Raw genomic sequence first — 25068 nt, 5'->3', positions numbered from 1 at the left:
GTACTGTTTGCGAAATAATTTACCCGTGTCCCGCAACCTAAGTTATTGATAAAATTTGAATTTTACGTTAGTTAGTAGCTGGTTTTTTCGAAAACAGTACACTAAGATCATTTGCTCGTCAAAACCTTGAAGTGCGTCCCGAGCACGGTGGCCCGGAAAATCGTCACCGGCTCCTCAATCGGGGAATTCGAAGGCGCCAGCGACAGACTTTATTTATTTCCGACAGACTTTATTTCGTAGCTTCAAAAAACCACGCCCTGTGGATAACTCACTCCACCGTCACCGACTTCGCCAGATTCCGCGGCTGGTCAACGTCCGTCCCCTTCAACACCGCCACATAATACGAAAGCAACTGCAATGGAATGGTGTACAGAATCGGTGCCAGCGCGTCGATGATGTGCGGCATGGCGATGACGTGGGTGCCTTCGCCGTTTTTCATGCCCGCTTGCTCGTCAGCGAATACGATCAACTCGCCACCGCGCGCGCGGACTTCCTGCAGGTTGGATTTGAGTTTTTCCAGCAGCTCGTTGTTCGGTGCAACGGTGACAACCGGCATGTCGGCGTCGACCAGTGCCAGCGGGCCGTGTTTGAGTTCGCCAGCCGGGTAGGCTTCGGCGTGGATGTAGGAAATCTCTTTGAGCTTGAGTGCGCCTTCCATGGCCACCGGGAATTGCGCGCCGCGCCCGAGAAACAGGGTGTGGTGCTTCTCGGCGAACAGCTCGGCGACTTTCTCGATGGTGCCGTCCATTGCCAGGGCTTCGCCCAAACGGGTCGGCAGGCGGCGCAGTTCTTCGACCAGTTGTGCTTCGGCGCCCTCCTCCAATGAGCCTTTGACCTGGCCCAGCGACAGGGTCAGCAGCAGCAAAGCGACCAGTTGCGTGGTGAAGGCCTTGGTGGATGCCACGCCGATTTCCGGGCCGGCCTGGGTGAGCAGGGTCAGGTCGGATTCGCGGACCAGCGAGCTGATGCCCACGTTGCAGATTGCCAGGCTGGCCAGAAAACCCAGCTCTTTGGCATTGCGCAGCGCGGCCAGTGTGTCAGCGGTTTCGCCGGATTGCGAGATCGAGACGAACAGGGTGTCCGGCTGAACCACAACCTTGCGGTAGCGAAACTCGCTGGCTACTTCTACCTGGCACGGTATGCCAGCGATGCCTTCAAGCCAGTAACGCGCGACCATGCCGGCGTGATAGCTGGTGCCACACGCCACGATCTGAACGTTACGCACTTTGGCGAACAGCTCGGCTGCCTGTGGACCAAATGCGTGGACCAACACCTGATGCTGGCCCAGACGACCTTCAAGCGTGCGCTGCACAACTTGAGGTTGTTCGTGGATTTCCTTGAGCATGAAGTGGCGATATTCGCCTTTGTCGGCGGCTTCTGCACCTTCGTGGTACTGCACCACTTCACGCACGACCGGCAGGCCGTCAACGGTCCAGATCTGCACGCTGTCGCGACGGATCTCGGCGATGTCGCCCTCTTCCAGGTACATGAAACGGTCGGTCACCTGACGCAGCGCCAGTTGATCGGAGGCCAGGAAGTTTTCCCCCATGCCAACGCCGATCACCAGCGGGCTGCCACTGCGGGCGGCCAGCAGGCGATCAGGCTGTGCGGCATTGACCACCGCAAGGCCGTAGGCACCGTGAAGTTCTTTCACGGCAGACTTCAGGGCAACCGCCAGATCAGGCGTGTCCTTGAGTTTGTGGTGCAGCAGGTGAACGATGACTTCGGTGTCGGTATCGGACACGAACACGTAACCCAGGCTTTTGAGCTGTTCGCGCAGGGCCTCGTGGTTTTCGATGATGCCGTTGTGGACAACTGCCAGCGTGTCAGCCGAGAAGTGCGGGTGTGCATTACGCTCGCACGGCGCGCCATGCGTGGCCCAGCGGGTGTGAGCAATGCCCAGGCGGCCGATCAGTGGCTCGCCGGCCAGCGCTTGTTCCAGCTCGCTGACCTTGCCGGAGCGACGACGGCGCTCAAGAACGCCTTCGTTAGTGAAGACAGCCACGCCTGCGCTGTCATAGCCGCGATATTCAAGGCGCTTGAGGCCTTCGAGCAAAATGGCCGTGATATTACGTTCAGCAACGGCGCCGACGATTCCACACATGGTTCTCTCCTAACTGACAGCGGCACAAATCAGATTGATGCCACGGGCCTGTATCTGATCGCGCGCTTCAACGGGCAGGCGATCATCAGTAATAAGGGTGTGGATACTGCTCCAGGGCAGTTCCAGATTGGGGATCTTGCGACCGACTTTGTCGGCTTCAACCATGACCACGACTTCCCGGGCGACTTCAGCCATGACCCGGCTCAAGCCCAGCAGCTCATTGAACGTGGTGGTGCCACGAATCAGATCGATACCGTCGGCACCGATGAACAACTGATCGAAATCGTAGGAGCGCAGTACCTGCTCGGCGACCTGCCCCTGAAACGACTCGGAATGCGGGTCCCACGTCCCGCCGGTCATCAACAGCACCGGCTCGTGCTCAAGGTCGGTGAGCGCGCGGGCGACGTGCAGGGAGTTGGTCATTACCACCAGGCCGGGTTGCTGGCCCAGCTCAGGAATCAACGCAGCGGTGGTACTGCCGCTGTCGACGATGATTCTGGCGTGCTCACGAATCCTTGAAACGGCAGCGCGAGCGATGGCCTTTTTATAGCGGGACACCGGCTGACTGCTTTCACTGATCAACTCGTGGGGCAACGGAATCGCACCACCGTAACGGCGCAACAGCAGACCGTTGGTTTCGAGTGCTGCCAGGTCCTTTCGGATCGTAACTTCGGAAGTTTCAAAGCGCCTGGCCAGATCATCGACACTCACTTCACCCTGCTCGTTGAGCAAGGCAAGAATATTGTGGCGGCGTTGTGGGGTATTGCGCTTCGACATGGCTGCCTTATGTTTCGTTTCGAAAGATAACGAAGGCAATCAAAACCTATTTTTGCGGGTTGGTCAAGGCCACAGGGTTTGGCAGGGCATTCTCAGTGGAGCATGAGGAACGAGATGCTTGTAACTAACGTTCCAGTGCCCCGCTCTCAGAAGTATGCATAGGCCAGCTGGACAAACCCGGAATGCATTTCGTGAGAGCGGACTTGTCCGCGAAAGCTATTCACAAAGATTCCAGGACGGAGGATGGCTTTCGCGGACGAGTCCGCTACTACAGGACATCATTTTTTCCGGGCTGTGGATAACTCAGTCTTTTCTGATTTTAACCGGGCGCTTCCAGCCTTCGATGTTGCGCTGGCGGGCACGAGCTACGCCAAGTTGCTCGGCGGGGATGTTCTGATTGATGGTCGATCCGGCTGCCGTCGTTGCCCCGTCAAAGATATCCACAGGCGCAACCAGCGAATTGTTCGAGCCGATGAAAACATCAGCCCCCAATGTGGTCTTGTGCTTGTTCGCCCCATCGTAGTTGCAGGTAATCGTACCGGCACCGATGTTGGTGCGCGCTCCGACTTCGGCATCACCGAGATAGGTCAGATGGCCAACCTTGGCACCCTCGCCCAGGTTCGCATTCTTGAGTTCGACAAAGTTACCCACATGCGCCTTCGCTCCCAACACACTGCCCGGCCGCAAGCGTGCAAACGGGCCGGCATCGCTGCCCTCGCCCAAAATTGCGCCTTCGATGTGGCTGTTGGCTTTGACGACGACACCCTTGCGCAAGGTGCTGTCCTTGATGACGCAGTTGGGACCGATCACCACGTTGTCTTCAATGACCACCTTACCTTCGAGGATCACGTTGATGTCGATCAGCACATCCCGCCCGACACTGACCTCACCGCGTACATCGAATCGCGACGGGTCACGCAAGGTAACGCCTGCGGCCATCAGACGGCGTGCTTCGCGCAGTTGATAATGGCGCTCCAGTTCCGAGAGCTGCTTGCGATCATTGGCGCCCTGCACTTCCATTGCGTCGTGTGGCTGTTCGGTCGCAACCACAAGGCCGTCATTGACCGCCATCGCGATGACATCGGTCAGGTAATACTCGCCCTGGGCGTTGTTGTTGGAGAGCCGCCCGAGCCAGTCCTGCAGATGGGAGGCAGGCACCGCGAGAATCCCGGTGTTGCCTTCGGTGATTGCCTTCTGCGCATCGTTGGCATCCTTGTGCTCGACGATCGCGCAAACGCGATGCTGTTCGTCGCGAACGATACGACCGTAGCCGGTGGGGTCATCAAGCGTGACGGTCAGCAGGCCGAGCTGACTGGCATTGACCCGCTTGAGCAGACGCTGAAGGGTTTCCACCTCGATCAACGGCACATCGCCGTACAGAATCAACACCGTTTCGGCCGTCAGCGCAGGCAATGCCTGAGCAACCGCGTGGCCGGTGCCCAGTTGCTTGTCCTGCATCACGAAATTCAGGTCGTCGGCTGCAAGCTGTTCACGCACAGCATCCGCGCCGTGACCAATCACCACATGTATGCCGACTGGGGATAACTGGCGCGCGCTGTGGATAACATGGCCGAGCATGGAATTGCCTGCCACCGGATGCAGAACCTTGGGCAGGGCCGAACGCATCCGGGTACCTTGGCCAGCAGCGAGAATAACGATATCGAGAGACATGATAGGACTACCAACTGAGCGGCAACCGGTGCCGTAGGCGGGCTGACGTGGGAAGAGGAAATCTGAAAAAGAAAAAGGGTAGCCGAAGCTACCCTTTTTCTCAATCGCGCACAGAAGTCAGCGGTTAACCGCCGAACTTCTTGCGAATTTGCTGAACGGTGCGCAGCTGAGCTGCAGCCTCGGCCAGACGAGCAGTTGCAGATCCGTAATCGAAATCCGCGCCTTTTTCGTTCAGGGCCTTCTCGGCAGCCTTGACGGCGGCCTGAGCAGAAGCTTCGTCCAGGTCGGCAGCACGTTGCACAGTGTCGGCAAGCACCTTGACCATGTTCGGCTGAACCTCAAGGAAACCACCGGAGATGTAAAACACCTCCGCTTCCCCACCCTGCTTGATCAAGCGGATCGGGCCCGGCTTCAGATCAGTGATCAGCGGCGCGTGGCCTGGAGCGATACCGATATCACCCAGGTTGCCGTGCGCAATCACCATCTCGACCAGACCGGAGAAGATTTCCCCTTCCGCGCTGACGATGTCGCAATGGACTGTCATAGCCATTTGCTTGCCTCAACCTAATTAGCGCCCGTTGCCGGGCGCCGGGATTACAGTTTCTTGGCTTTCTCGATCGCTTCTTCGATGCCGCCGACCATGTAGAACGCTTGTTCTGGCAGGTGGTCGTAGTCACCGTTGAGGATGCCTTTGAAGCCAGCAATGGTGTCTTTCAGGGAAACGTATTTACCCGAAGCACCGGTGAAGACTTCTGCCACGAAGAAAGGCTGGGACAGGAAGCGCTGGATCTTACGAGCACGGTTGACCAACTGTTTGTCGGTCTCCGACAGCTCGTCCATACCCAGGATCGCGATGATGTCTTTCAGCTCTTTGTAACGCTGCAACACGTACTGAACGCCGCGAGCGGTGTCGTAGTGTTCCTGGCCAATGACGTTCGGGTCCAGCTGGCGCGAAGTCGAGTCCAGTGGATCTACCGCTGGGTAGATACCCAGAGAGGCGATGTCACGGGACAGAACGACGGTGGCGTCCAAGTGGGCAAACGTGGTCGCTGGCGACGGGTCAGTCAAGTCGTCCGCTGGTACGTATACGGCCTGGATTGAGGTGATCGAACCATTCTTGGTGGAAGTGATGCGCTCTTGCAGAGTGCCCATCTCTTCAGCCAGGGTCGGCTGGTAACCTACTGCGGAAGGCATACGGCCCAGCAGTGCGGATACTTCAGTACCGGCCAGGGTGTAACGATAGATGTTGTCGACGAACAGCAGAACGTCGTTACCTTCGTCACGGAACTTCTCGGCCATGGTCAGGCCGGTCAGTGCTACGCGCAGACGGTTACCCGGCGGCTCGTTCATCTGACCGTAAACCAGTGCCACTTTGTCCAGAACGTTGGAGTCCTTCATCTCGTGGTAGAAGTCGTTACCCTCACGAGTACGCTCACCCACACCGGCGAACACGGAATAACCGCTGTGCTCGATGGCGATGTTACGGATCAGTTCCATCATGTTTACGGTCTTGCCGACACCGGCACCACCGAACAGACCGACTTTACCGCCTTTGGCGAACGGGCAGACCAGGTCGATAACCTTGATGCCGGTTTCCAGAAGGTCGTTGCCGCCAGCTTGCTCAGCGAAGGACGGTGCAGGACGGTGAATGCCCCAACGCTCTTCGGTGGCAATCGGACCAGCTTCGTCGATCGGGTTGCCCAGCACGTCCATGATCCGGCCCAGAGTCGCTTTACCGACCGGTACGGAGATGGCTGCGCCAGAGTCTGTTACTTCCAGACCACGCTTCAAGCCCTCGGTGGAGCCCATCGCAATGGTACGAACCACGCCGTCGCCCAGCTGCTGCTGAACTTCCAGGGTGGTTCCTGCCGCGCTTTTGACTTCCAGCGCGTTGTAGATACTCGGTACGCTATCGCGTGGGAATTCCACGTCGATCACGGCGCCGATGATTTGAACGATACGTCCGCTACTCATTAGCTGGTTCCTCTAATATTTGAACCGTTAAACTGCGGCAGCGCCGCCGACGATTTCCGAGATCTCTTGGGTGATCGCTGCCTGACGCGCCTTGTTGTAGATCAGCTGCAAATCACTGATCAAATCACCGGCGTTGTCTGTGGCGTTCTTCATCGCGATCATCCGCGCTGCTTGTTCAGCTGCGTTGTTCTCGACCACCGCCTGGTACACCTGCGATTCCACGTAGCGAACCATCAGGCCGTCAAGCAGCTCTTTGGCGTCGGGTTCGTAGAGATAGTCCCAGTGGTGCTTGAGCCCTTGATCCGGGGTTGCCACCAGCGGAATCAATTGCTCCACGGTGGGTTGCTGGGTCATGGTGTTGATGAACTTGTTGGATACCACGGACAGGCGATCAATACGGCCATCCAGGTAGGCATCCAGCATCACCTTGACGCTGCCGATCAAGTCGTTGATCGACGGCTCTTCGCCCAGGTGGCTGATCGCAGCGGCGACGTTACCGCCGAAGTTGCGGAAAAATGCCGCACCTTTGCTGCCGACCACGCACAGATCGATCTCTACACCGTTTTCACGGTTCACCGCCATGTCCTTGACCAGAGTCTTGAACAGGTTGGTATTCAAGCCACCACACAGACCACGGTCACTGCTCACTACGACATAACCGACACGCTTCAAAGGGCGCTCGATCATGAACGGGTGGCGATACTCCGGGTTGGCGTTTGCCAGATGACCAATCACCTGACGAATACGCTCCGCGTAAGGACGGCTAGCAGCCATGCGCATTTGAGCCTTGCGCATTTTACTGACCGCCACTTTTTCCATGGCGCTGGTGATCTTTTGCGTGCTTTTGATGCTCGCAATCTTGCTGCGAATCTCTTTTGCGCCTGCCATGTAACACCTATCAGGTTAGCAAGCGGGAGCCTTGCGGCCCCCGCTGCGGCTTACCAGGTTTGGGTGGCCTTGAACTTCTCGATACCGGCTTTCATGCCAGCGTCGATTTCGTCATTGAAGTCACCCTTAACGTTGATCTTGGCCATCAAATCGGCGTGATCGCGGTTGAAGTAAGCAATCAGCGCTTGTTCAAAGCTGCCGATCTTGGCGATTTCGACGTCAGTCAGGAACCCACGCTCAGCGGCATACAGCGACAGCGCCATGTCAGCGATCGACATTGGTGCGTATTGCTTCTGCTTCATCAGCTCGGTAACGCGCTGACCATGCTCAAGTTGCTTGCGGGTCGCCTCGTCCAGGTCAGAAGCGAACTGGGCGAATGCCGCCAGTTCACGGTACTGAGCCAGAGCGGTACGGATACCACCGGAAAGCTTCTTGATGATCTTGGTCTGAGCGGCACCACCCACACGGGATACCGAAACACCGGCGTTCACAGCCGGACGGATGCCGGAGTTGAACATGGCCGATTCCAGGAAGATCTGACCGTCGGTGATGGAAATCACGTTGGTCGGAACGAACGCGGAAACGTCGCCAGCCTGGGTTTCGATGATCGGCAGTGCGGTCAGGGAACCGGTTTTGCCGGTCACTGCGCCGTTCGTGAACTTCTCTACGTACTCTTCGGAAACACGCGATGCGCGCTCCAGCAGACGGGAGTGGAGATAGAACACGTCGCCTGGGTAAGCTTCACGGCCTGGTGGACGGCGCAGCAGCAGGGAAATCTGGCGGTAAGCCACTGCTTGCTTGGACAGATCGTCATAAACGATCAGCGCGTCTTCACCGCGGTCGCGGAAGAATTCACCCATGGTGCAACCCGAGTACGGTGCAAGGAATTGCAGCGCAGCGGATTCGGAAGCACTTGCAGCCACGACGATGGTGTTGGCCAGTGCGCCGTTTTCTTCGAGCTTGCGAACAACGTTGGCGATGGTCGATTGCTTCTGACCGATTGCTACGTAGACGCAGAAGATGCCGCTGTTCTTCTGGTTGATGATTGCGTCGATGGCCAGAGCGGTTTTACCGATCTGACGGTCACCGATGATCAGCTCACGCTGGCCACGGCCGACAGGAATCATGGCATCGACAGCCTTGTAGCCAGTCTGTACAGGCTGGTCTACCGACTTACGCCAGATCACGCCTGGAGCAACTTTCTCGACCGCATCGGTCTCGGTGTTGTTCAGCGGACCTTTGCCGTCAACTGGGTTACCCAGTGCATCGACAACGCGACCCAGCAGTTCCTTACCCACCGGAACCTCGAGGATGCGGCCAGTGCACTTGGCGCTCATGCCTTCAGCAAGAGTCGTGTAAGCGCCCAGTACAACGGCACCCACGGAGTCTTGCTCAAGGTTCAGCGCCATACCGTAGACGCCGCCCGGAAACTCGATCATCTCGCCGTACATTACGTCGGCCAGACCGTGAATCCGCACGATACCGTCAGACACGCTGACGACTGTGCCTTCGTTACGGGCTTGGGAGGTTACATCGAGCTTGTCGATGCGACCCTTGATGATTTCACTTATTTCGGAAGGATTGAGTTGCTGCATTGCTCTGCTGCCCCTTCAAACTCAAGATTTCAATGCTTCGGCTAGTTTCGCGATTTTGCCGCGAACTGAGCCATCGATAACCAGGTCGCCGGCGCGGATGACGACACCTCCTATAAGAGAGGCATCCTCCGCAGCATGCAGGCGCACTTCCCGGCCGAGCCGTGCACTGAGAACCTTGGCGAGTTTGTCTTGCTGTTCTTGGTTCAATGCAAAAGCACTGGTGACATCCACATCGACCGATTTTTCCTGCTCGGCCTTGTACAGGTCGAACAGTTCGGCGATCTCCGGCAGAAGCGGGAGACGGTCGTTTTCAGCAACGACGTGAATGAAATTCTGTGCCTTGGCATCGAACTTTTCGCCACACACTTCAATAAAAGTGGTGGCCTTTTGTGCGCTCGTCAGTCGCGGGGCCTTGAGCATGCGCTGCATGGTGTCGTCTTGCGACACCGCAGCAGCCAGGCCGAGCATGGCTGACCAATTGGCCAGTTGCTGGTGGGCCTGCGCATGCTCGAAGGCCGCCTTCGCGTAAGGTCGGGCCAACGTGGTCAGTTCTGCCATGATCGCCCTCGCTTAAATTTCAGCAGCCAGTTTGTTAACCAGCTCCGCGTGCGCGTTTTGATCGATTGTGGCGCCCAGAATCTTCTCTGCGCCATTGACTGCCAGGCTACCCAACTGGGCGCGCAAGGCGTCTTTGACACCGTTCAGTTCCTGCTCGATCTCGGCCTGAGCCTGAGCCTTCACACGGTCAGCTTCAACGCGTGCCGTTTCACGGGCCTCGTCGACAATCTGAGTACCGCGCTTCTTGGCTTGCTCAATGATCTCGGCTGCTTGAGCCTTAGCTTCGCGCAGTTGTTGACCCACTTTATCTTGGGCCAGCTCCAGGTCGCGAGCTGCTCGGGAAGCAGCGTCCAGTCCATCCGCGATCTTCTTCTGACGTTCGTGCAAAGCAGCGATGACCGGAGGCCACACGTACTTCATGCAGAACAGCACAAAGATGAAGAACGCAACGGACTGACCAATCAGGGTTGCATTAATGTTCACGCCAACACCTCGCTCGTTCGTTGTCCATCACACCAATCAACTCGAAAATTCGAGTGATCAGCCAGCGAGTTGACCAACGAAGGGGTTCGCAAAGGTGAAGAACAGAGCGATACCGACACCGATCATGGTCACGGCGTCGAGCAGGCCCGCAACGATGAACATTTTGACTTGCAGCATTGGGACCATTTCCGGTTGACGCGCAGCGCCTTCCAGGAACTTGCCGCCCAACAGGCCGAAACCGATTGCAGTACCCAGTGCGCCCAGGCCGATCAACAGTGCAACAGCGATAGCGGTTAGACCAACTACAGTTTCCATCTTTCCTCCCGACTTTTACGTCGTATTGGTTAGGTTTTTTTAATTGAAGCGGTAAAACAAAATCGTTTCTACATCAGCCCTTGCGGGCACCGCCTCGCCGATGGCGAGACGGTCATCAGACACGTCGTGAGACGAATCTCAATGGTTGTCTTCGTGCGCCATCGACAGGTAGACGATGGTCAGCATCATGAAGATAAACGCCTGCAGGGTGATGATCAGGATGTGGAACACAGCCCACGCCCACTGCAGAACAATACCCAGGCCGCTGAGCCACAACAGACCGCTGCCGAACATCACGGCGATCAGAATGAAGACCAGCTCGCCAGCATACATGTTGCCGAACAGACGCAGAGCCAGAGAAATAGGCTTGGCGATCAGCGTGACGAATTCGAGCAGGAAGTTGACCGGGATCAGCAGTGCCTGAACAAATATGTTTTTGCTGCCGAACGGGTGAAGGGTCAGTTCGCCGATGAAGCCGCCGATACCCTTGACCTTGATGCTGTAGAAAATGATCAGCGCGAACACCGACAGGGCCATGCCCAGCGTCGCGTTCGGGTCAGTGGTCGGTACGGCGCGGAACGGAATGTGCTCGTCGCCCGAGATCATCATCGCCAGTTGTGGAATCCAGTCCACCGGTACCAGATCGACCGCGTTCATCAGGAAAACCCAGACGAAGATGGTCAGAGCCAGTGGCGCGATGACCGCGCTACGACCGTGGAAACTGTCTTTCACGCTGCCGTCGACGAACTCGACCAGAACTTCAACGAAGTTCTGCAGGGCGCCTGGCTGACCGGAAGTTGCCTTCTTGGCCGCCATGCGGAAGATCAGAACGAAAATCAGACCCAACGCAACCGACCAGCCGAGTGTATCGACGTGGAAGGCCCAGAAGCCCATTTCCTTGGCTTCTGCTGCGGTGTGGGCAAAGCCCCAATCGCCATTGGGCAGGTGCCCGAATGTAAGGTTCTGCAAGTGGTGCTGGATATAGCCCGAAGCTGTTTGCTCTGCCATGGTTGCCTCAAACGCCCTAAGGTCTCGAAAGTCTTGTTCTCGTAAGCAGGGGAGCGAACCAGTTGACCACCTGGATCAACATGAACACGCCGAATACAGCCAGCGGCGCCAACGGCTTCACACCTGCGAACGTCAATGCAAAAAGCACTGCCGTGAAAATCAGTTTGCCAGCCTCGCCTGCGTAGAACGACCGCACGATGGCTTGCGCTGCCCGGGCCCCGGAGAACCGGAATGCCTTGTGGGCAAAGTATAAATTGGGCAGCCAGGCTATCAGGCCTCCGCAGAGCCCCGAATATCCCGCTACGACTCCTTGCCACTGCCACAGCACCAACGCGGCGATAAGCAGGACGATCAATTGAGCCAGCAATAACGGAAAAACCGCCAGGCGATAGAACGGCAAGCGGTCTGGCATGCGGGATTCCATCGCAACTGCTCCTCTGATGTCGGTCGCCATAATCAATAACTTGGCATAATTTGTGCCGACAAAATGCGCGCAGAGTATAGGGGCGGTTCAGCCCCTATTCAACAGGCGGGTAGTGATTTCCGACTACACGCTACAGAGCAATTGTTTCAGCGGATGTGAGCGAGCACTCCTTGCAGCTCATCCAGCGAGTTGTAACGGATGACCAATTGCCCCTTGCCCTTCTGACCATGGCGAATCTGCACTGCAGAGCCCAGACGCTCGGCCAGGCGCTGCTCGAGCCGGCTGATGTCCGGGTCGGCCTTGGCCGGTTCTGCCGCCTCGGGCTTGCCGCTCAGCCATTGCCTGACCAGTGCTTCGGTCTGGCGTACGGTCAACCCGCGTGCGACAACGTGTCGCGCACCTTCGACCTGCCGATCTTCACTCAGGCCGAGCAAGGCACGGGCATGACCCATTTCCAGGTCGCCATGCGACAACATGGTCTTGATGGCCTCAGGCAATGCGATCAGGCGCAACAGGTTGGCCACACTGACCCGCGATTTGCCAACGGCATCCGCCACCTGTTGCTGGGTCAGCTGAAACTCCTGCTGCAAGCGCTGCAACGCCATGGCTTCTTCGATGGGGTTGAGGTCTTCACGCTGAATGTTTTCGATCAGCGCCATCGCAATGGCGGTTTCGTCAGGTACGTCACGGACCATCGCCGGGATGGTCTCGACGCCAGCCTGCTGACTGGCGCGCCAGCGACGTTCACCAGCGATGATTTCAAAACGGTTGTTGCCGATCGGACGAACCACGATCGGCTGCATTACACCCTGCGACTTGATCGACTGCGCGAGCTCTTCAAGCGCTTGCGGGTCCATGTCACGGCGCGGCTGATACTTGCCGCGCTGGATCAGGTCCAGCGGCACATGCTGCAACTCGCTGGGCGGAGCCTTTACGGCCTGCTCTTCCAGCGAACTGACGGTTGGACTGCTCAGAAGTGCGTCCAACCCACGTCCGAGACCTCGTTTCTTGACGGCCATGGAAATTCCTTAGGTTGGCTGAGCGCTTTTTGCGCCCCGACGTTGACGACGAACCAGTTCGCTTGCCAGGGCCAGATAGGCCAGCGCACCGCGAGACGATTTGTCATACGCCAGCACAGGCATGCCGAAACTCGGCGCCTCGGCCAGCCTGATGTTTCTGGGGATAACGGTGTCGTACAGCTGTTCGCCGAAGTGCTCCTGAAGCTGCGCCGAGACGTCGTTGATCAGGCTCAGACGCGGGTCGTACATAGTGCGCAACAGGCCTTCGATCTTCAACTGCGGGTTGAGCAGTTCACCGATGCGCTTGATGTTATCCACAAGGTCGCTGAGACCTTCCAGCGCAAAATACTCGCACTGCATGGGGATGATCACGCCGTCGGCGGCAACCAGCGCGTTCAGTGTCAGCATCGACAGCGAAGGTGGGCAGTCGATCAGAATGTAATCGTAATTTTCCCGGATCGGCGCCAGCGCATTGCGCAGACGGCTCTCTTTCATCTGCATTTCCAGCAGCACCACTTCGCCTGCGGTCAGGTCGCGGTTTGCCGGAAGCAGTTGGTAGCCACCGTGTTCGGAGAACTGCATGGCCTCGCCCAGATCGCATTCACCGATCAACAGGTCGTAGACCGAGTTTTCCAGCGTGTGTTTATCCACACCGCTGCCCATGGTCGCATTGCCCTGGGGATCGAGATCGATCAACAGCACACGGCGCTTGGTCGCAACCAGCGACGCAGCGAGGTTGATGCATGTGGTGGTCTTGCCTACCCCACCTTTCTGGTTCGCTATCGCGAATACCTTAGCCATTCTTGCTTGTGTTCCCAATCATGCCGTGCGGCGCAGTATCAGCAGATGGCGTTGGCCTTGGCAACCCGGAACGGTCAAGGCTTGTGCGCTATCGAGGTGAAAATCAGAGGGCAATGCTACCAGCTCATCAGCAGGATGCAGCCCTTTCATTGCCAACCAGCGCGTATTGACGTCGCCCATGTGACGCGTCCAGCCAGCAAAGTCTTCGAGGCTGCTGAACGCCCTGGAAATGATCCCGTCGAACGGCACATCAGGCTGATAATTTTCTGCACGGCTGTGGATAACTTCAAGATTGTCCAGTTTCAATTCCAGTTTGACCTGTGTCTGAAACCGGGTCTTCTTGCCGTTGCTGTCCAGCAGCGAAATATTTCGCTCAGGAAACAGGATGGCCATGGGAATACCAGGCATCCCCCCGCCGCTGCCTACATCCATCCAGCGCGTACCTTCGATGAATGGCACAACGCTGAGACTGTCGAGCAGATGTCTCGAGACCATTTCGTCTGGATTGCGTACAGCGGTCAGGTTGTAAGCCTTGTTCCACTTGATCAACAGCGCCAGATACGCCAGCAATTGCTCATGCTGGGCCTCGCTGAGGTCGATACCCAATTCACGGGCACCTGTGGATAACTCTTGGGCGTGTTGCGGGGTGACCATAGAACTCAAGCGCTTTGCTCCAACTGACGGCCCGCGCCGCGTTTTTTCAAATGAATCATCAACAGGGAAATAGCGGCTGGCGTGACGCCAGGAATGCGCGAAGCCTGGCCGAGTGTTTCCGGACGAGTTATCCCCAGCTTGCTTTGAATTTCTTTCGACAGGCCAGAAATACCGGTGTAGTCGATGTCTTCGGGCAGACGTGTGTCTTCGCTGGCGCGCAAGCGGGCAATTTCATCCTGCTGGCGATCGATGTAACCGGCGTATTTTGTCTTGATCTCGACCTGCTCTGCGACCAGCGGATCAGTGCAGCCCTGACCTGTTAGGGCAATCAGGCTGTTGTAATCGATTTCCGGACGGGTCAGCAGATTGAGCAAATTGTATTCGTGGGTCAGCGGCGTACCGAAGTGGGCGGATATCGCATCACCCTGCTCGGTACCGGGGCGAACCCAGGTACTTTTCAGCCGTTGCTCTTCCAGCTCGATGCTTTCGCGCTTGGTGCAGAACGCTGCCCAACGCGCATCGTCGACCAGGCCCAGCTCGCGACCTTTTTCGGTCAGGCGCAGATCGGCGTTGTCTTCGCGCAGGATCAGGCGGTATTCGGCCCTGGACGTGAACATTCGGTAGGGCTCTTGCGTACCGAGCGTGATCAGGTCGTCAACCAGCACGCCGATGTACGCTTCATCACGACGCGGGCACCAGCTGTCTCGACCTTGTGCGCGAAGGGCAGCGTTGGTTCCAGCCAGCAAACCCTGGGCTCCCGCTTCTTCGTAACCGGTGGTGCCGTTGATCTGACCGGCAAAGAACAACCCGCCGATGACCTTGGTTTCCAAGCTGTACTTCAGATCACGCGGGTCGAAATAATCGTATTCGATAGCGTAACCGGGGCGAACGATGTGTGCGTTTTCCATGCCACGAATCGAACGTACGATCTGCAGCTGCACGTCGAACGGCAGCGAGGTGGATATCCCGTTTGGATACAGCTCGTGGGTGGTCAGACCTTCCGGCTCGATGAAAACCTGATGGCTTTCCTTGTCGGCAAAACGATGAATCTTGTCTTCGATCGACGGGCAGTAGCGCGGCCCGATGCCTTCGATCACACCCGAATACATGGGCGAGCGGTCCAGGTTGGACGCGATGATTTCGTGAGTCCGGGCGTTGGTGTGGGTAATCCAGCAACTGACCTGCGCCGGGTGTTGCTCTTTGGAGCCCAGGAACGACATGACCGGAATAGGCGTATCACCTGGTTGCTCGGTCATGACCGAAAAATCGACAGAACGCCCGTCGATACGAGGCGGAGTTCCGGTTTTCAGTCGTCCTACACGCAGTGGCAGTTCACGTAACCGTTGCGCCAGCGCGATCGACGGTGGATCGCCTGCACGGCCACCCGAATAATTCTGCATCCCGATGTGTATAAGTCCACCGAGGAACGTGCCAGTGGTCAACACCACGGAGTCGGCAAGGATGCGAAGCCCCATCTGGGTCACTACGCCACGCACCTGATCCTGTTCGACGATTAGGTCATCGCAGGCCTGCTGAAATATCCACAGATTAGGCTGGTTTTCGAGGGTTTCGCGAATGGCGGCTTTGTACAGCACCCGGTCTGCCTGAGCACGGGTTGCCCGTACGGCCGGGCCTTTGCGGCTGTTCAAGACACGGAACTGGATACCGCCCTTGTCGGTAGCCATTGCCATTGCACCGCCCAAGGCGTCGATTTCCTTGACCAGATGGCTTTTGCCGATGCCACCGATGGCCGGGTTGCAGCTCATCTGGCCCAAGGTTTCCACGTTGTGCGTCAACAGCAGGGTTTTGACACCCATGCGTGCCGACGCCAGTGCGGCCTCGGTACCGGCATGACCGCCACCGATGACGATCACTTCAAAACGGGAAGGGAAATCCACCACGCACCTCGTGCCTGTTGTCGATGAGAAATTGGGATAGCTGACAAGTATAGGGACTTACCCCACCTGAATGAAACCCGTTGGACAAAATTTAACCAGCTGTGGAAAACTCACGAATAAAGAAAATAAAAAGGAAAGGAAGTTTATAAAGCCTTGTTTTTATGTTTATTCTTACTGAGCATACTTCCTGTGGATAGAACTCTACAGGCCTTTATCTACCTAATGTACAGAGATTCAAAACTCTGTGTTCATGTGGGTATGAGGGGTTGGGATAACCGTCTTGAGCCTGTTGATAAAAAGGCTACTTGTCCACAGGCCGATTTATCTTCAGGTTTGCACCCTGCTTACCCACCGAGCTGAGGGGCAGTTATTCACAGGGCTTAATTCACAAAAAAAAGGCTGATACACAAAAAACTGTGCAAAAAATCCACTCGGTGAGGATTTTCGCGCGACAAAAATCAAACCCTGAGCTGAAAACTCAGTGGTCGGGTGCAGCATATGAGTGAAGGACGTAGCTAAAAGAAGGCTTTGACAGGCAGGGCGGTTGACCCGGAGCGGTCATACCTTCAACAGACGCCTATTATTTGCCAATGCAAAAGCTGGAGAAGATTCTGCCGAGCAGGTCATCGGAGCTGAATGCGCCAGTTATCTCGCCAAGCGCCTGTTGCGCCTGACGCAGGTCTTCGGCCAACAGCTCTCCAGCGCCTGCCAGGGTCAATTGCGCCCTGCCGTGTTCCAGCGAGTCACTGGCATGGCGCAGCGCCTCAAGGTGGCGCCGACGCGCGCTGAAGCTGCTTTCAGATGTCTGCTCATAGCCCATGCAGGCCTTCAGATGCTCACGCAACAGCTCAAGCCCCTCTCCTCCTGATCTGGCGCTCAGGCTGATTGTCACATGGCCATCGGCGCTTGTTTGCAGGGCAATGCTGTCGCCACTCAAATCAGCTTTGTTACGAATGAGAGTGACCTTCGCAGGATCCGGGCGCTGCTCAAGGAATTCCGGCCACAAAGCGAATGGATCTGCGGCTTCCGGGGCGGTTGCATCCACCACCAGCAGGATCCGGTCAGCTTCACCGATAGCCTTGAGTGCACGCTGCACGCCTATCATCTCAACCTGGTCCTGAGTGTCGCGCAAACCGGCAGTGTCCACGACGTGCAAGGGCATCCCGTCTATGTGGATATGTTCACGCAATACATCGCGTGTCGTGCCGGCAATCTCGGTGACGATGGCCGCTTCTCTACCCGCCAGAGCGTTCAGCAAACTGGACTTGCCCGCATTGGGACGACCGGCGATCACCACTGTCATGCCGTCCCGCAGCAGAGCACCCTGCCCTGCTTCACGTAGCACTGTGGATAACTCTGCACGCACATCGTCAAGCATACCCAGCACATGGCCATCGGCGAGAAAGTCGATTTCCTCTTCCGGAAAGTCGATGGCAGCTTCGACGTAGATACGCAGGCTGATCAATTTCTCGGTCAAGTTATCCACACGCAGGGAAAAAACACCCTGCAACGAGCGCAGCGCATTGCGTGCTGCCTGTGCAGAACTTGCCTCGATCAGGTCAGCAATGGCCTCAGCCTGAGCAAGATCGAGCTTGTCATTGAGGAATGCGCGCTCGCTGAATTCACCCGGACGCGCCAGGCGGCTGCCAAGTTGCAGGCAGCGTTGCAGCAACATATCCAGAACGATCGGCCCACCATGACCCTGAAGTTCCAGCACGTCCTCGCCAGTGAACGAGTTTGGCCCGGGGAAATACAGCGCAATGCCTTCATCGAGCACTTGGCCCGACTCGTCGGCAAAGGGGCCATAGTGCGCGAATCGTGGCTTGGGCATTCGACCGGTGATGGCTTGCGCGGTCTTGCCGGCCAAAGGCCCGGACACACGGACAATACCGACACCGCCGCGCCCCTGGGCGGTAGCGATGGCGGCGATGGTTTCACGAGGAACGTTCATGGTCCGGCTCCAGGACAAATGACGGATAGCAAAACGCCCCACTAGGGGGCGTTTTGTATAGCGTGTTCACAGGTTAGATCAGGCAGCTGCTTTCTTGGTAGCTGCTTCGATCTTGCGAGTGATGTACGCCTGCTGTGCGATCGACAGGGTGTTGTTCACAACCCAGTACAGAACCAGACCGGCAGGGAACCATAGGAAGAAGAACGTGAAAATGATAGGCATCATTTTCATGACCTTGGCCTGCATCGGGTCCGGCGGAGTCGGGTTAAGACGTTGCTGGATGAACATGGTCGCGCCCATGATGATCGGCAGGATAAAGAACGGGTCTTTGATCGACAGGTCAGTTATCCACAGGATCCACGGCGCCTGACGCATTTCCACGCTTTCCAGGAGTACCCAGTACAGCGAGAGGAAAACCGGCATTTGTACAAGAATTGGTAAGCATCCACCCAGTGGGTTGATCTTCTCTTTCTTGCACAGCTCCATCATTGCCTGGGACATCTTCTGACGGTCATCGCCGTGTTGTTCCTTGAGCACTGCAAGCTTTGGAGCCACGGCGCGCATGCGTGCCATCGACTTGTAGCTGGCTGCGGACAGCGGGAAGAACAGGCCTTTGATCAACATGGTCAGGACGATGATCGACCAGCCCCAGTTGCCCAGAATCGCGTGGATGTGTTGCAGCAGCCAGAAGATAGGCTGGGCAATGAACCACAGGAAACCGTAATCGACTGTCAGCTCCAGACCTGGGGATAACTCTTTGAGCACCGCCTGGCTTTTCGGACCTGCGTACAACGTGGCAGTTGTTTCGCCTTGTGCGCCTGGCGCAACCGACAATGTCGGGCTGGTGAAACCAATGATGTAGTTGCCTTGGCTGTCTTTGCGGGTCTGAACGGCGTTGGTGACGTTGTGATCAGGAATCCACGCTGTCACGAAGTAGTGCTGCAACCATGCAACCCAGCCACCTTGCACATTTTCCTTGATCTGGCCTTTGTCGATATCTTTCATCGACACTTTTTTGTACGGCTCGGCCGCAGTCCAGAGTGCCGCACCCAGGTAGGTGGCTGTACCGGTTGCGGTGGTCGACGAAGGATCGGAACTGGCATCACGCTTCAATTGCGCGAACAGATTACCGGCCCAGGGTTGTGCGCTCTGGTTATCCACAACGTAAGTCATGACCAGGTCGTACAGACCGCGCTTGAATGTGAAACGCTTGATGTAGTTGACGCCGTTTTCCGAGAATTTCAGCTCCACGACCATCGAGTCCTGGCCGTCAGCCAGTTGATAACTCTTTTGCGCGGAGGAATAAACCGGACGACCGGAGGCACGTGCATCAGGACCGTTGGTGCCGGTCAGGCCGCTCTGTGCGAGAAAAGTACGCTCGCCGCCGTTGTCGAACAGCTGGAAAGGCACGTCAGGACGATCCTGACGACGCGGGTACAGAGGCAAACGAAGCTGAACGACGTCACCACCTACCGGATCGATCGCCAGATCAAGCACGTCGGTTTTGACGTGGATGAGGTCTTTGCTGGCTACGGCCGGAGTTTCAAGAGGCGCTGCACTGGTGCTATTGCCAGTAGCGCTCGGAACGTCGGCACTTGCAGAACCATTATTACCAGCAGCCGTATCCGGAATACCCGGTGCGGTGTTGCTGGCTGCAACATTCTGGGTCGGCATGGCAGCCTGACCATAGTCTTGGTTCCATTTCAGGACCCCGACGTAGGTCACGATTGCCAGGGCAACGATCAGGATCGTGCGTTTAATATCCATGATTACTCGGCCATCGAAGAAGAACGGGAGGTGGGGACAGCTGGAACCGGGTCATAACCACCGGGATTCCACGGGTGACAGCGACCCAGGCGACGAATTGACAGCCAGCCGCCGCGCAAAAGGCCATGATTATCGATGGCTTCATACGCGTAGCAGGAGCAACTGGGGTAGAAACGACAGTGACTGGCCATCAGCGGGCTAATGGCATAGCGATAAAACTGGATCGGAACGAGTGCCAGTTTACGCATCGGTACTGTCTACCCCTGCAGGTTCGGACTTTTCTTCCGGAATGGGTCGGCTACGCGCCAGACGTTTCCAGAGCTTGCCGAAATGCTGAATCAGTTCAGGGTTTTCTACGTCACCCAAACCTTTACGCGCGACGATAACGATATCCCAACCGACCAAACTGTCTTGGTGTTGGCGAAATGATTCGCGCATCAGGCGTTTCAAACGATTGCGCTCGACGGAGAGCTTCACGCTCTTTTTACCTATCACAAGCCCCAGACGGGGATGATCAAGGTCGTTGTTGCGCGCAAGGAGCAGGAGATTTTTCCCCGGAACCTTACCGGTAGGGGAGTCAAAGACTGCCTTGAAATGCCGGGGAGTCAGCAAACGCTTTTCCCGACTGAAGTCTCGACTCACCTCCTGTGCCGATTTATCAAACTGCCAGACGCTTACGGCCTTTGGCACGACGACGCGAAAGGACGGCGCGGCCGTTTTTGGTGGCCATGCGTGCACGGAAACCGTGGGTGCGGGCGCGCTTGATAGTGCTGGGTTGGAAAGTACGTTTCATGGCGTGTTACCTGGTTCGTCCACTACGGGCCGGAATGGCCCCGTTTTAAGAGACCGGGGATTCTAGAGAAAGCGCGCCCTTAGGTCAATTTCCAACCAGCTTTTCTTCATATACGTCTTTTACAGGCCATTCATCCCTGATCCGCGCTTTCGAGCTGATGGCTTGCGTCAGTTATAGAAATAAAAAGAAAGAGAGTATTTAAAGCTTTTTTATAAAGCTTATAACTCTTACGCAGCGGTTTTCTGTGGATAACCTCCTACAGCCCTCTATATTCAATGTGTACAGAGATCAGAAAGGTTGTCGAGAAACGGTGCCCTGCCTGTGCCGCACCCTCGGAAAAACTGTGCATGGAATGCGGTTTTATCCACAGGCAAGTTGTGCACAGGGTTCAACCCTGAGTTATGCAATGGGCTGAAGTGAGGTTATCCACAGAGCTCGTGATGTGACCGCTTGTCGTGTCGCCAATCGATAAATCGTTGATTTATAGCTCTCTGTGAGCAACCTACATGTGGATAAGTCGTCCTCGGATCGTTACAATGGCGGCTGTTTTTGCCTCACCGGTTTTCAACTCAGGGGATATCCGTGTCAGTGGAACTTTGGCAGCAGTGCGTGGAGCTTTTGCGCGACGAGCTGCCTGCCCAGCAATTCAACACTTGGATCCGTCCGCTACAGGTCGAAGCCGAAGGCGACGAGTTGCGTGTGTACGCACCCAACCGCTTTGTTCTCGATTGGGTCAATGAAAAATACCTCGGCCGTTTGCTTGAGCTTCTCGGCGAACGGGGTCAAGGCATGGCGCCCGCTCTTTCCTTATTAATAGGAAGCAAGCGCAGCTCCGCGCCGCGTGCCGCACCGAATGCGCCATTGGCTGCTGCAGCGTCCCAGGCGTTGTCTGCCAATTCGGTCAGCAGCGTTTCAGTGTCTGCACCCGCCATGGCCGTTCCTGCACCGATGGTTGCAGCGCCAGTGCCTGTGCATAACGTTGCCACTCACGACGAGCCGTCACGCGACAGCTTCGATCCGATGGCAGGTGCAAGCTCGCAGCAGGCGCCTGCACGTGCCGAGCAACGTACGGTGCAGGTCGAAGGTGCGCTCAAGCACACCAGTTACCTGAACCGCACATTCACCTTCGAGAATTTCGTCGAGGGTAAATCCAACCAGTTGGCACGCGCTGCCGCCTGGCAGGTTGCCGACAACCCCAAGCACGGCTACAACCCGCTGTTCCTTTATGGCGGCGTGGGCCTTGGTAAAACTCACTTGATGCACGCTGTGGGTAATCATCTGCTGAAGAAGAACCCGAACGCCAAGGTTGTCTACCTGCATTCGGAGCGCTTCGTCGCGGACATGGTCAAGGCCTTGCAGCTCAATGCAATCAACGAGTTCAAGCGGTTCTACCGCTCGGTTGATGCGCTGCTGATCGATGACATTCAGTTTTTTGCTCGCAAGGAACGTTCGCAGGAAGAGTTTTTCCACACGTTCAACGCGCTGCTGGAAGGTGGACAGCAGGTCATTCTGACCAGCGACCGCTATCCAAAGGAAATCGAAGGCCTGGAAGAGCGGCTCAAGTCCCGCTTCGGCTGGGGGCTGACCGTCGCGGTCGAGCCACCTGAGCTTGAGACACGCGTAGCTATCCTCATGAAGAAAGCAGATCAGGCCAAGGTCGATCTGCCCCACGATGCGGCGTTTTTCATCGCCCAGCGTATTCGCTCCAACGTCCGTGAACTCGAGGGCGCGCTCAAGCGTGTCATTGCCCACTCGCACTTCATGGGTCGCGATATCACCATCGAGCTGATTCGCGAATCGCTGAAAGATTTGCTGGCGTTGCAAGACAAGCTGGTGAGTGTGGATAACATTCAGCGAACCGTGGCCGAGTACTACAAGATCAAGATATCCGACCTGCTGTCCAAGCGTCGTTCCCGTTCCGTAGCCCGACCGCGTCAAGTGGCCATGGCACTTTCCAAGGAACTCACCAACCACAGCCTGCCGGAAATCGGCGATGTGTTTGGTGGTCGGGACCATACGACTGTTCTGCACGCCTGCCGGAAGATCAACGAACTCAAGGAATCCGACGCGGATATCCGTGAGGACTACAAGAACCTGCTGCGCACTCTGACTACGTGATGACGCCAGTGCAGCTTATCAAGGCAAGGGACTAGACCATGCATTTCACCATTCAACGCGAAGCCCTGTTGAAACCCCTGCAATTGGTCGCCGGCGTGGTAGAACGCCGCCAGACCTTGCCGGTTCTTTCCAATGTGCTTCTGGTCGTGCAGGGCCAGCAGCTGTCGCTGACCGGTACTGACCTGGAAGTCGAGCTGGTTGGCCGTGTTCAGCTGGAAGAGCCTGCCGAACCCGGGGAAATCACCGTTCCTGCGCGCAAGCTCATGGACATCTGCAAAAGCCTGTCCAATGATGCGTTGATCGACATCAAGCTTGATGACTCGAAACTGATCGTGAAGGCAGGTCGCAGCCGCTTCACGTTGTCCACGCTGCCTGCCAACGATTTCCCGACGGTGGAAGAAGGCCCTGGCTCGCTGACGTTCAATCTGGTGCAAAGCAAACTGCGTCGCCTGATCGAGCGCACCAGCTTTGCGATGGCGCAGCAGGACGTTCGCTACTACCTGAACGGCATGCTGCTTGAAGTCAGTGCCGGAATCCTGCGCGCAGTGGCTACCGATGGCCACCGTCTGGCAATGTGCTCGATGTCGGCCGATATCGAACACGCCGACCGTCATCAGGTCATCGTGCCTCGTAAAGGTATTCTGGAGATGGCGCGTTTGCTGACCGAGCAGGACGGCATGGTCAGCATCGTGCTGGGTCAACATCACATCCGCGCCACCACGGGCGAATTTACCTTCACCTCGAAACTGGTCGATGGCAAGTTCCCGGATTACGAGCGCGTGTTGCCCAAGGGTGGCGACAAGCTGGTACTGGGCGATCGTCAGGCGCTGCGTGAAGCGTTCAGCCGCACCGCGATTCTGTCCAACGAGAAGTACCGCGGCATCCGTCTGCAACTGGCCAACGGCCAACTGAAAATTCAGGCCAACAACCCTGAGCAGGAAGAAGCAGAAGAAGAAATCGGCGTCGAGTACAACGGTGAGTCGCTGGAGATCGGTTTCAACGTCAGCTACTTGCTCGACGTGCTGAGCGTCATGACCACCGAACAGGTTCGCCTGATTCTGTCTGACTCCAACAGCAGCGCTCTGGTGCAAGAGTCGGATAACGACGATTCCGCCTACGTTGTCATGCCGATGCGTCTGTAACTTAATGTCCAGCGCAACCTAGATGTCTCTTAGTCGCGTCTCGGTCACCGGGGTGCGCAATCTGCACCCGGTGACCCTCTCCCCCTCCCCGCGTATCAATATCCTTTACGGCGCCAACGGCAGCGGTAAAACCAGCGTTCTGGAAGCGATCCATCTGCTGGGTATCGCCCGCTCGTTCCGCAGCAGCCGGCTGCTTCCCGTTATTCAGTACGAACAGCCTTCTTGTACGGTATTCGGCCAGGTTGATCTTGCGCAAGGTGGCCACAGCAACCTGGGTGTCTCACGCGATCGACAAGGTGAATTTCAGATTCGCATTGATGGCCAAAACGCACGCAGCGCTGCCCAGCTTGCCGAGATCCTGCCACTGCAGTTGATCAATCCCGACAGCTTCCGATTACTTGAGGGCGCGCCGAAGATCCGCAGGCAATTTCTGGATTGGGGAGTGTTCCACGTGGAACCTCGCTTCATGTCCACCTGGCAGCGCCTGCAGAAGGCCCTCAAGCAGCGAAACTCGTGGCTTCGGCATGGTACACTTGACGCCGCTTCGCAGGCGGCATGGGACCGGGAGCTGTGCTTGGCGAGTGACGAGATCGATGAGTTTCGTCGCGCCTATATCAAGGCACTGAAGCCCGTCTTTGAAAAGACTTTGAGCGAACTCGTTGAGCTCGAAGGTTTGACCCTTAGCTACTACCGAGGATGGGACAAGGAAAAAGAGCTGAGCACTGTGCTCGCCTCCTCCCTGAATCGCGATCAGCAAATGGGCCACACCCAGGCCGGGCCCCAGCGTGCTGATCTGCGCCTTAGATTAGGTGCCCACAACGCGGCAGATATCTTGTCACGTGGTCAGCAAAAATTGGTGGTCTGTGCACTGCGCATTGCTCAAGGACACCTGGTCAGCCAGGTCCGTCGCGGCCAGTGTATTTACCTGGTGGATGACTTGCCCTCCGAACTGGACGACAACCATCGACGCGCGCTTTGCCGCTTGCTGGAAGAATTACGCTGCCAGGTATTTATCACCTGTGTAGATCAAGAATTTTTGAGGGAAGGCTGGCAGACGGATACGCCAGTCGCATTGTTCCACGTGGAACAAGGCCGTATCACCCAGACCCACGACCATCGGGAGTGATT

At 56.8% G+C, this 25068-nt stretch carries 24 protein-coding genes; 3 read left to right on the top strand and 21 right to left on the bottom strand.

Annotation, left to right across the window (positions count from 1 at the left end; genetic code table 11):
* Positions 1-268: 268 nt before the first annotated feature.
* From glmS to rpmH, 21 genes are all read right to left on the bottom strand, one after another.
* Positions 269-2104 (bottom strand): glutamine--fructose-6-phosphate transaminase (isomerizing), encoded by a 1836-nt coding sequence (gene glmS / locus DW49_RS0108945; protein WP_005613583.1) that lies wholly within the window; start codon positions 2102-2104, stop codon positions 269-271.
* A gap of 9 nt (positions 2105-2113) precedes the next feature.
* Positions 2114-2881: a DeoR/GlpR family DNA-binding transcription regulator gene (locus tag DW49_RS0108940; protein WP_005613581.1), complete on the bottom strand. Its 768-nt coding sequence runs from the start codon at positions 2879-2881 to the stop codon at positions 2114-2116.
* A 303-nt stretch (positions 2882-3184) separates the two neighbouring features.
* Positions 3185-4552: a bifunctional UDP-N-acetylglucosamine diphosphorylase/glucosamine-1-phosphate N-acetyltransferase GlmU gene (glmU, locus tag DW49_RS0108935; protein WP_019333719.1), complete on the bottom strand. Its 1368-nt coding sequence runs from the start codon at positions 4550-4552 to the stop codon at positions 3185-3187.
* 124 nt (positions 4553-4676) lie between these two features.
* Positions 4677-5102 (bottom strand): F0F1 ATP synthase subunit epsilon, encoded by a 426-nt coding sequence (locus DW49_RS0108930; RefSeq protein ID WP_004882435.1) that lies wholly within the window; start codon positions 5100-5102, stop codon positions 4677-4679.
* A 44-nt stretch (positions 5103-5146) separates the two neighbouring features.
* A complete protein-coding gene (gene atpD / locus DW49_RS0108925) occupies positions 5147-6526 on the bottom strand; it encodes a F0F1 ATP synthase subunit beta (protein WP_003377898.1) in 1380 nt (459 codons plus the stop codon).
* A gap of 27 nt (positions 6527-6553) precedes the next feature.
* Entirely contained in the window at positions 6554-7414 is an 861-nt protein-coding gene (atpG, locus tag DW49_RS0108920; RefSeq protein WP_005613576.1) for a F0F1 ATP synthase subunit gamma, read from the bottom strand.
* Between the two features lie 50 nt (positions 7415-7464).
* A complete protein-coding gene (gene atpA / locus DW49_RS0108915) occupies positions 7465-9009 on the bottom strand; it encodes a F0F1 ATP synthase subunit alpha (RefSeq protein WP_003377895.1) in 1545 nt (514 codons plus the stop codon).
* A 21-nt stretch (positions 9010-9030) separates the two neighbouring features.
* Positions 9031-9567: a F0F1 ATP synthase subunit delta gene (locus DW49_RS0108910; protein ID WP_003315956.1), complete on the bottom strand. Its 537-nt coding sequence runs from the start codon at positions 9565-9567 to the stop codon at positions 9031-9033.
* 12 nt (positions 9568-9579) lie between these two features.
* Positions 9580-10050: a F0F1 ATP synthase subunit B gene (locus tag DW49_RS0108905; RefSeq protein WP_005613564.1), complete on the bottom strand. Its 471-nt coding sequence runs from the start codon at positions 10048-10050 to the stop codon at positions 9580-9582.
* A 57-nt stretch (positions 10051-10107) separates the two neighbouring features.
* A complete protein-coding gene (gene atpE, locus DW49_RS0108900) occupies positions 10108-10365 on the bottom strand; it encodes a F0F1 ATP synthase subunit C (RefSeq protein ID WP_002555987.1) in 258 nt (85 codons plus the stop codon).
* Between the two features lie 138 nt (positions 10366-10503).
* A complete protein-coding gene (gene atpB, locus DW49_RS0108895) occupies positions 10504-11373 on the bottom strand; it encodes a F0F1 ATP synthase subunit A (RefSeq protein ID WP_003377888.1) in 870 nt (289 codons plus the stop codon).
* Positions 11374-11389: 16 nt separating this feature from the next.
* A complete protein-coding gene (locus DW49_RS0108890; RefSeq protein ID WP_003377886.1) occupies positions 11390-11797 on the bottom strand; it encodes a F0F1 ATP synthase subunit I in 408 nt (135 codons plus the stop codon).
* Between the two features lie 146 nt (positions 11798-11943).
* A complete protein-coding gene (locus DW49_RS0108885; RefSeq protein WP_005613560.1) occupies positions 11944-12816 on the bottom strand; it encodes a ParB/RepB/Spo0J family partition protein in 873 nt (290 codons plus the stop codon).
* 9 nt (positions 12817-12825) lie between these two features.
* Positions 12826-13617 (bottom strand): ParA family protein, encoded by a 792-nt coding sequence (locus DW49_RS0108880; protein ID WP_003377884.1) that lies wholly within the window; start codon positions 13615-13617, stop codon positions 12826-12828.
* An 18-nt stretch (positions 13618-13635) separates the two neighbouring features.
* Positions 13636-14280 (bottom strand): 16S rRNA (guanine(527)-N(7))-methyltransferase RsmG, encoded by a 645-nt coding sequence (gene rsmG / locus DW49_RS0108875; RefSeq protein ID WP_003377883.1) that lies wholly within the window; start codon positions 14278-14280, stop codon positions 13636-13638.
* A complete protein-coding gene (gene mnmG / locus DW49_RS0108870; RefSeq protein ID WP_020318274.1) occupies positions 14277-16169 on the bottom strand; it encodes a tRNA uridine-5-carboxymethylaminomethyl(34) synthesis enzyme MnmG in 1893 nt (630 codons plus the stop codon). The genes rsmG and mnmG overlap by 4 nt, the downstream gene beginning before the upstream one ends.
* 580 nt (positions 16170-16749) lie before the next feature.
* Positions 16750-18120 carry a tRNA uridine-5-carboxymethylaminomethyl(34) synthesis GTPase MnmE gene (mnmE, locus tag DW49_RS0108865; RefSeq protein WP_005613553.1) on the bottom strand — a complete coding sequence of 457 codons (1371 nt, stop codon included), beginning with the start codon at positions 18118-18120 and terminating at the stop codon, positions 16750-16752.
* A gap of 78 nt (positions 18121-18198) precedes the next feature.
* The gene (yidC, locus tag DW49_RS0108860; RefSeq protein ID WP_005613551.1) at positions 18199-19887 is read right to left on the bottom strand and encodes a membrane protein insertase YidC; all 1689 of its coding nucleotides are present in this window, start codon (positions 19885-19887) and stop codon (positions 18199-18201) included.
* 2 nt (positions 19888-19889) lie between these two features.
* Positions 19890-20135 (bottom strand): membrane protein insertion efficiency factor YidD, encoded by a 246-nt coding sequence (gene yidD / locus DW49_RS0108855; RefSeq protein WP_003377879.1) that lies wholly within the window; start codon positions 20133-20135, stop codon positions 19890-19892.
* Positions 20128-20529: a ribonuclease P protein component gene (gene rnpA / locus DW49_RS0108850; RefSeq protein ID WP_005738536.1), complete on the bottom strand. Its 402-nt coding sequence runs from the start codon at positions 20527-20529 to the stop codon at positions 20128-20130. The genes yidD and rnpA overlap by 8 nt, the downstream gene beginning before the upstream one ends.
* A gap of 16 nt (positions 20530-20545) precedes the next feature.
* Entirely contained in the window at positions 20546-20680 is a 135-nt protein-coding gene (gene rpmH / locus DW49_RS0108845; RefSeq protein ID WP_002551315.1) for a 50S ribosomal protein L34, read from the bottom strand.
* A gap of 582 nt (positions 20681-21262) precedes the next feature.
* On the opposite strand from rpmH, the gene dnaA reads away from it, so the two are divergent.
* Genes dnaA through recF form a run of 3 tightly spaced genes read left to right on the top strand, consistent with a single transcriptional unit; the run spans position 21263 to position 25066 of the window.
* On the top strand, positions 21263-22798 hold the full coding sequence (gene dnaA / locus DW49_RS0108840) for a chromosomal replication initiator protein DnaA (RefSeq protein WP_024419722.1): 1536 nt from the start codon (positions 21263-21265) through the stop codon (positions 22796-22798).
* Positions 22799-22836: 38 nt separating this feature from the next.
* Positions 22837-23940 (top strand): DNA polymerase III subunit beta, encoded by a 1104-nt coding sequence (dnaN, locus tag DW49_RS0108835; protein ID WP_003377873.1) that lies wholly within the window; start codon positions 22837-22839, stop codon positions 23938-23940.
* 22 nt (positions 23941-23962) lie between these two features.
* Positions 23963-25066, top strand: coding sequence for a DNA replication/repair protein RecF (recF, locus tag DW49_RS0108830; RefSeq protein WP_003377871.1), 1104 nt, complete (start codon positions 23963-23965; stop codon positions 25064-25066).
* Positions 25067-25068 lie beyond the last annotated feature (2 nt).

The organism is Pseudomonas avellanae BPIC 631 (genome assembly GCF_000444135.1).
GTDB classification, from domain to species: Bacteria; Pseudomonadota; Gammaproteobacteria; order Pseudomonadales; family Pseudomonadaceae; genus Aquipseudomonas; species Aquipseudomonas avellanae.
This window is presented reverse-complemented; position numbering and strand designations above follow the sequence as displayed.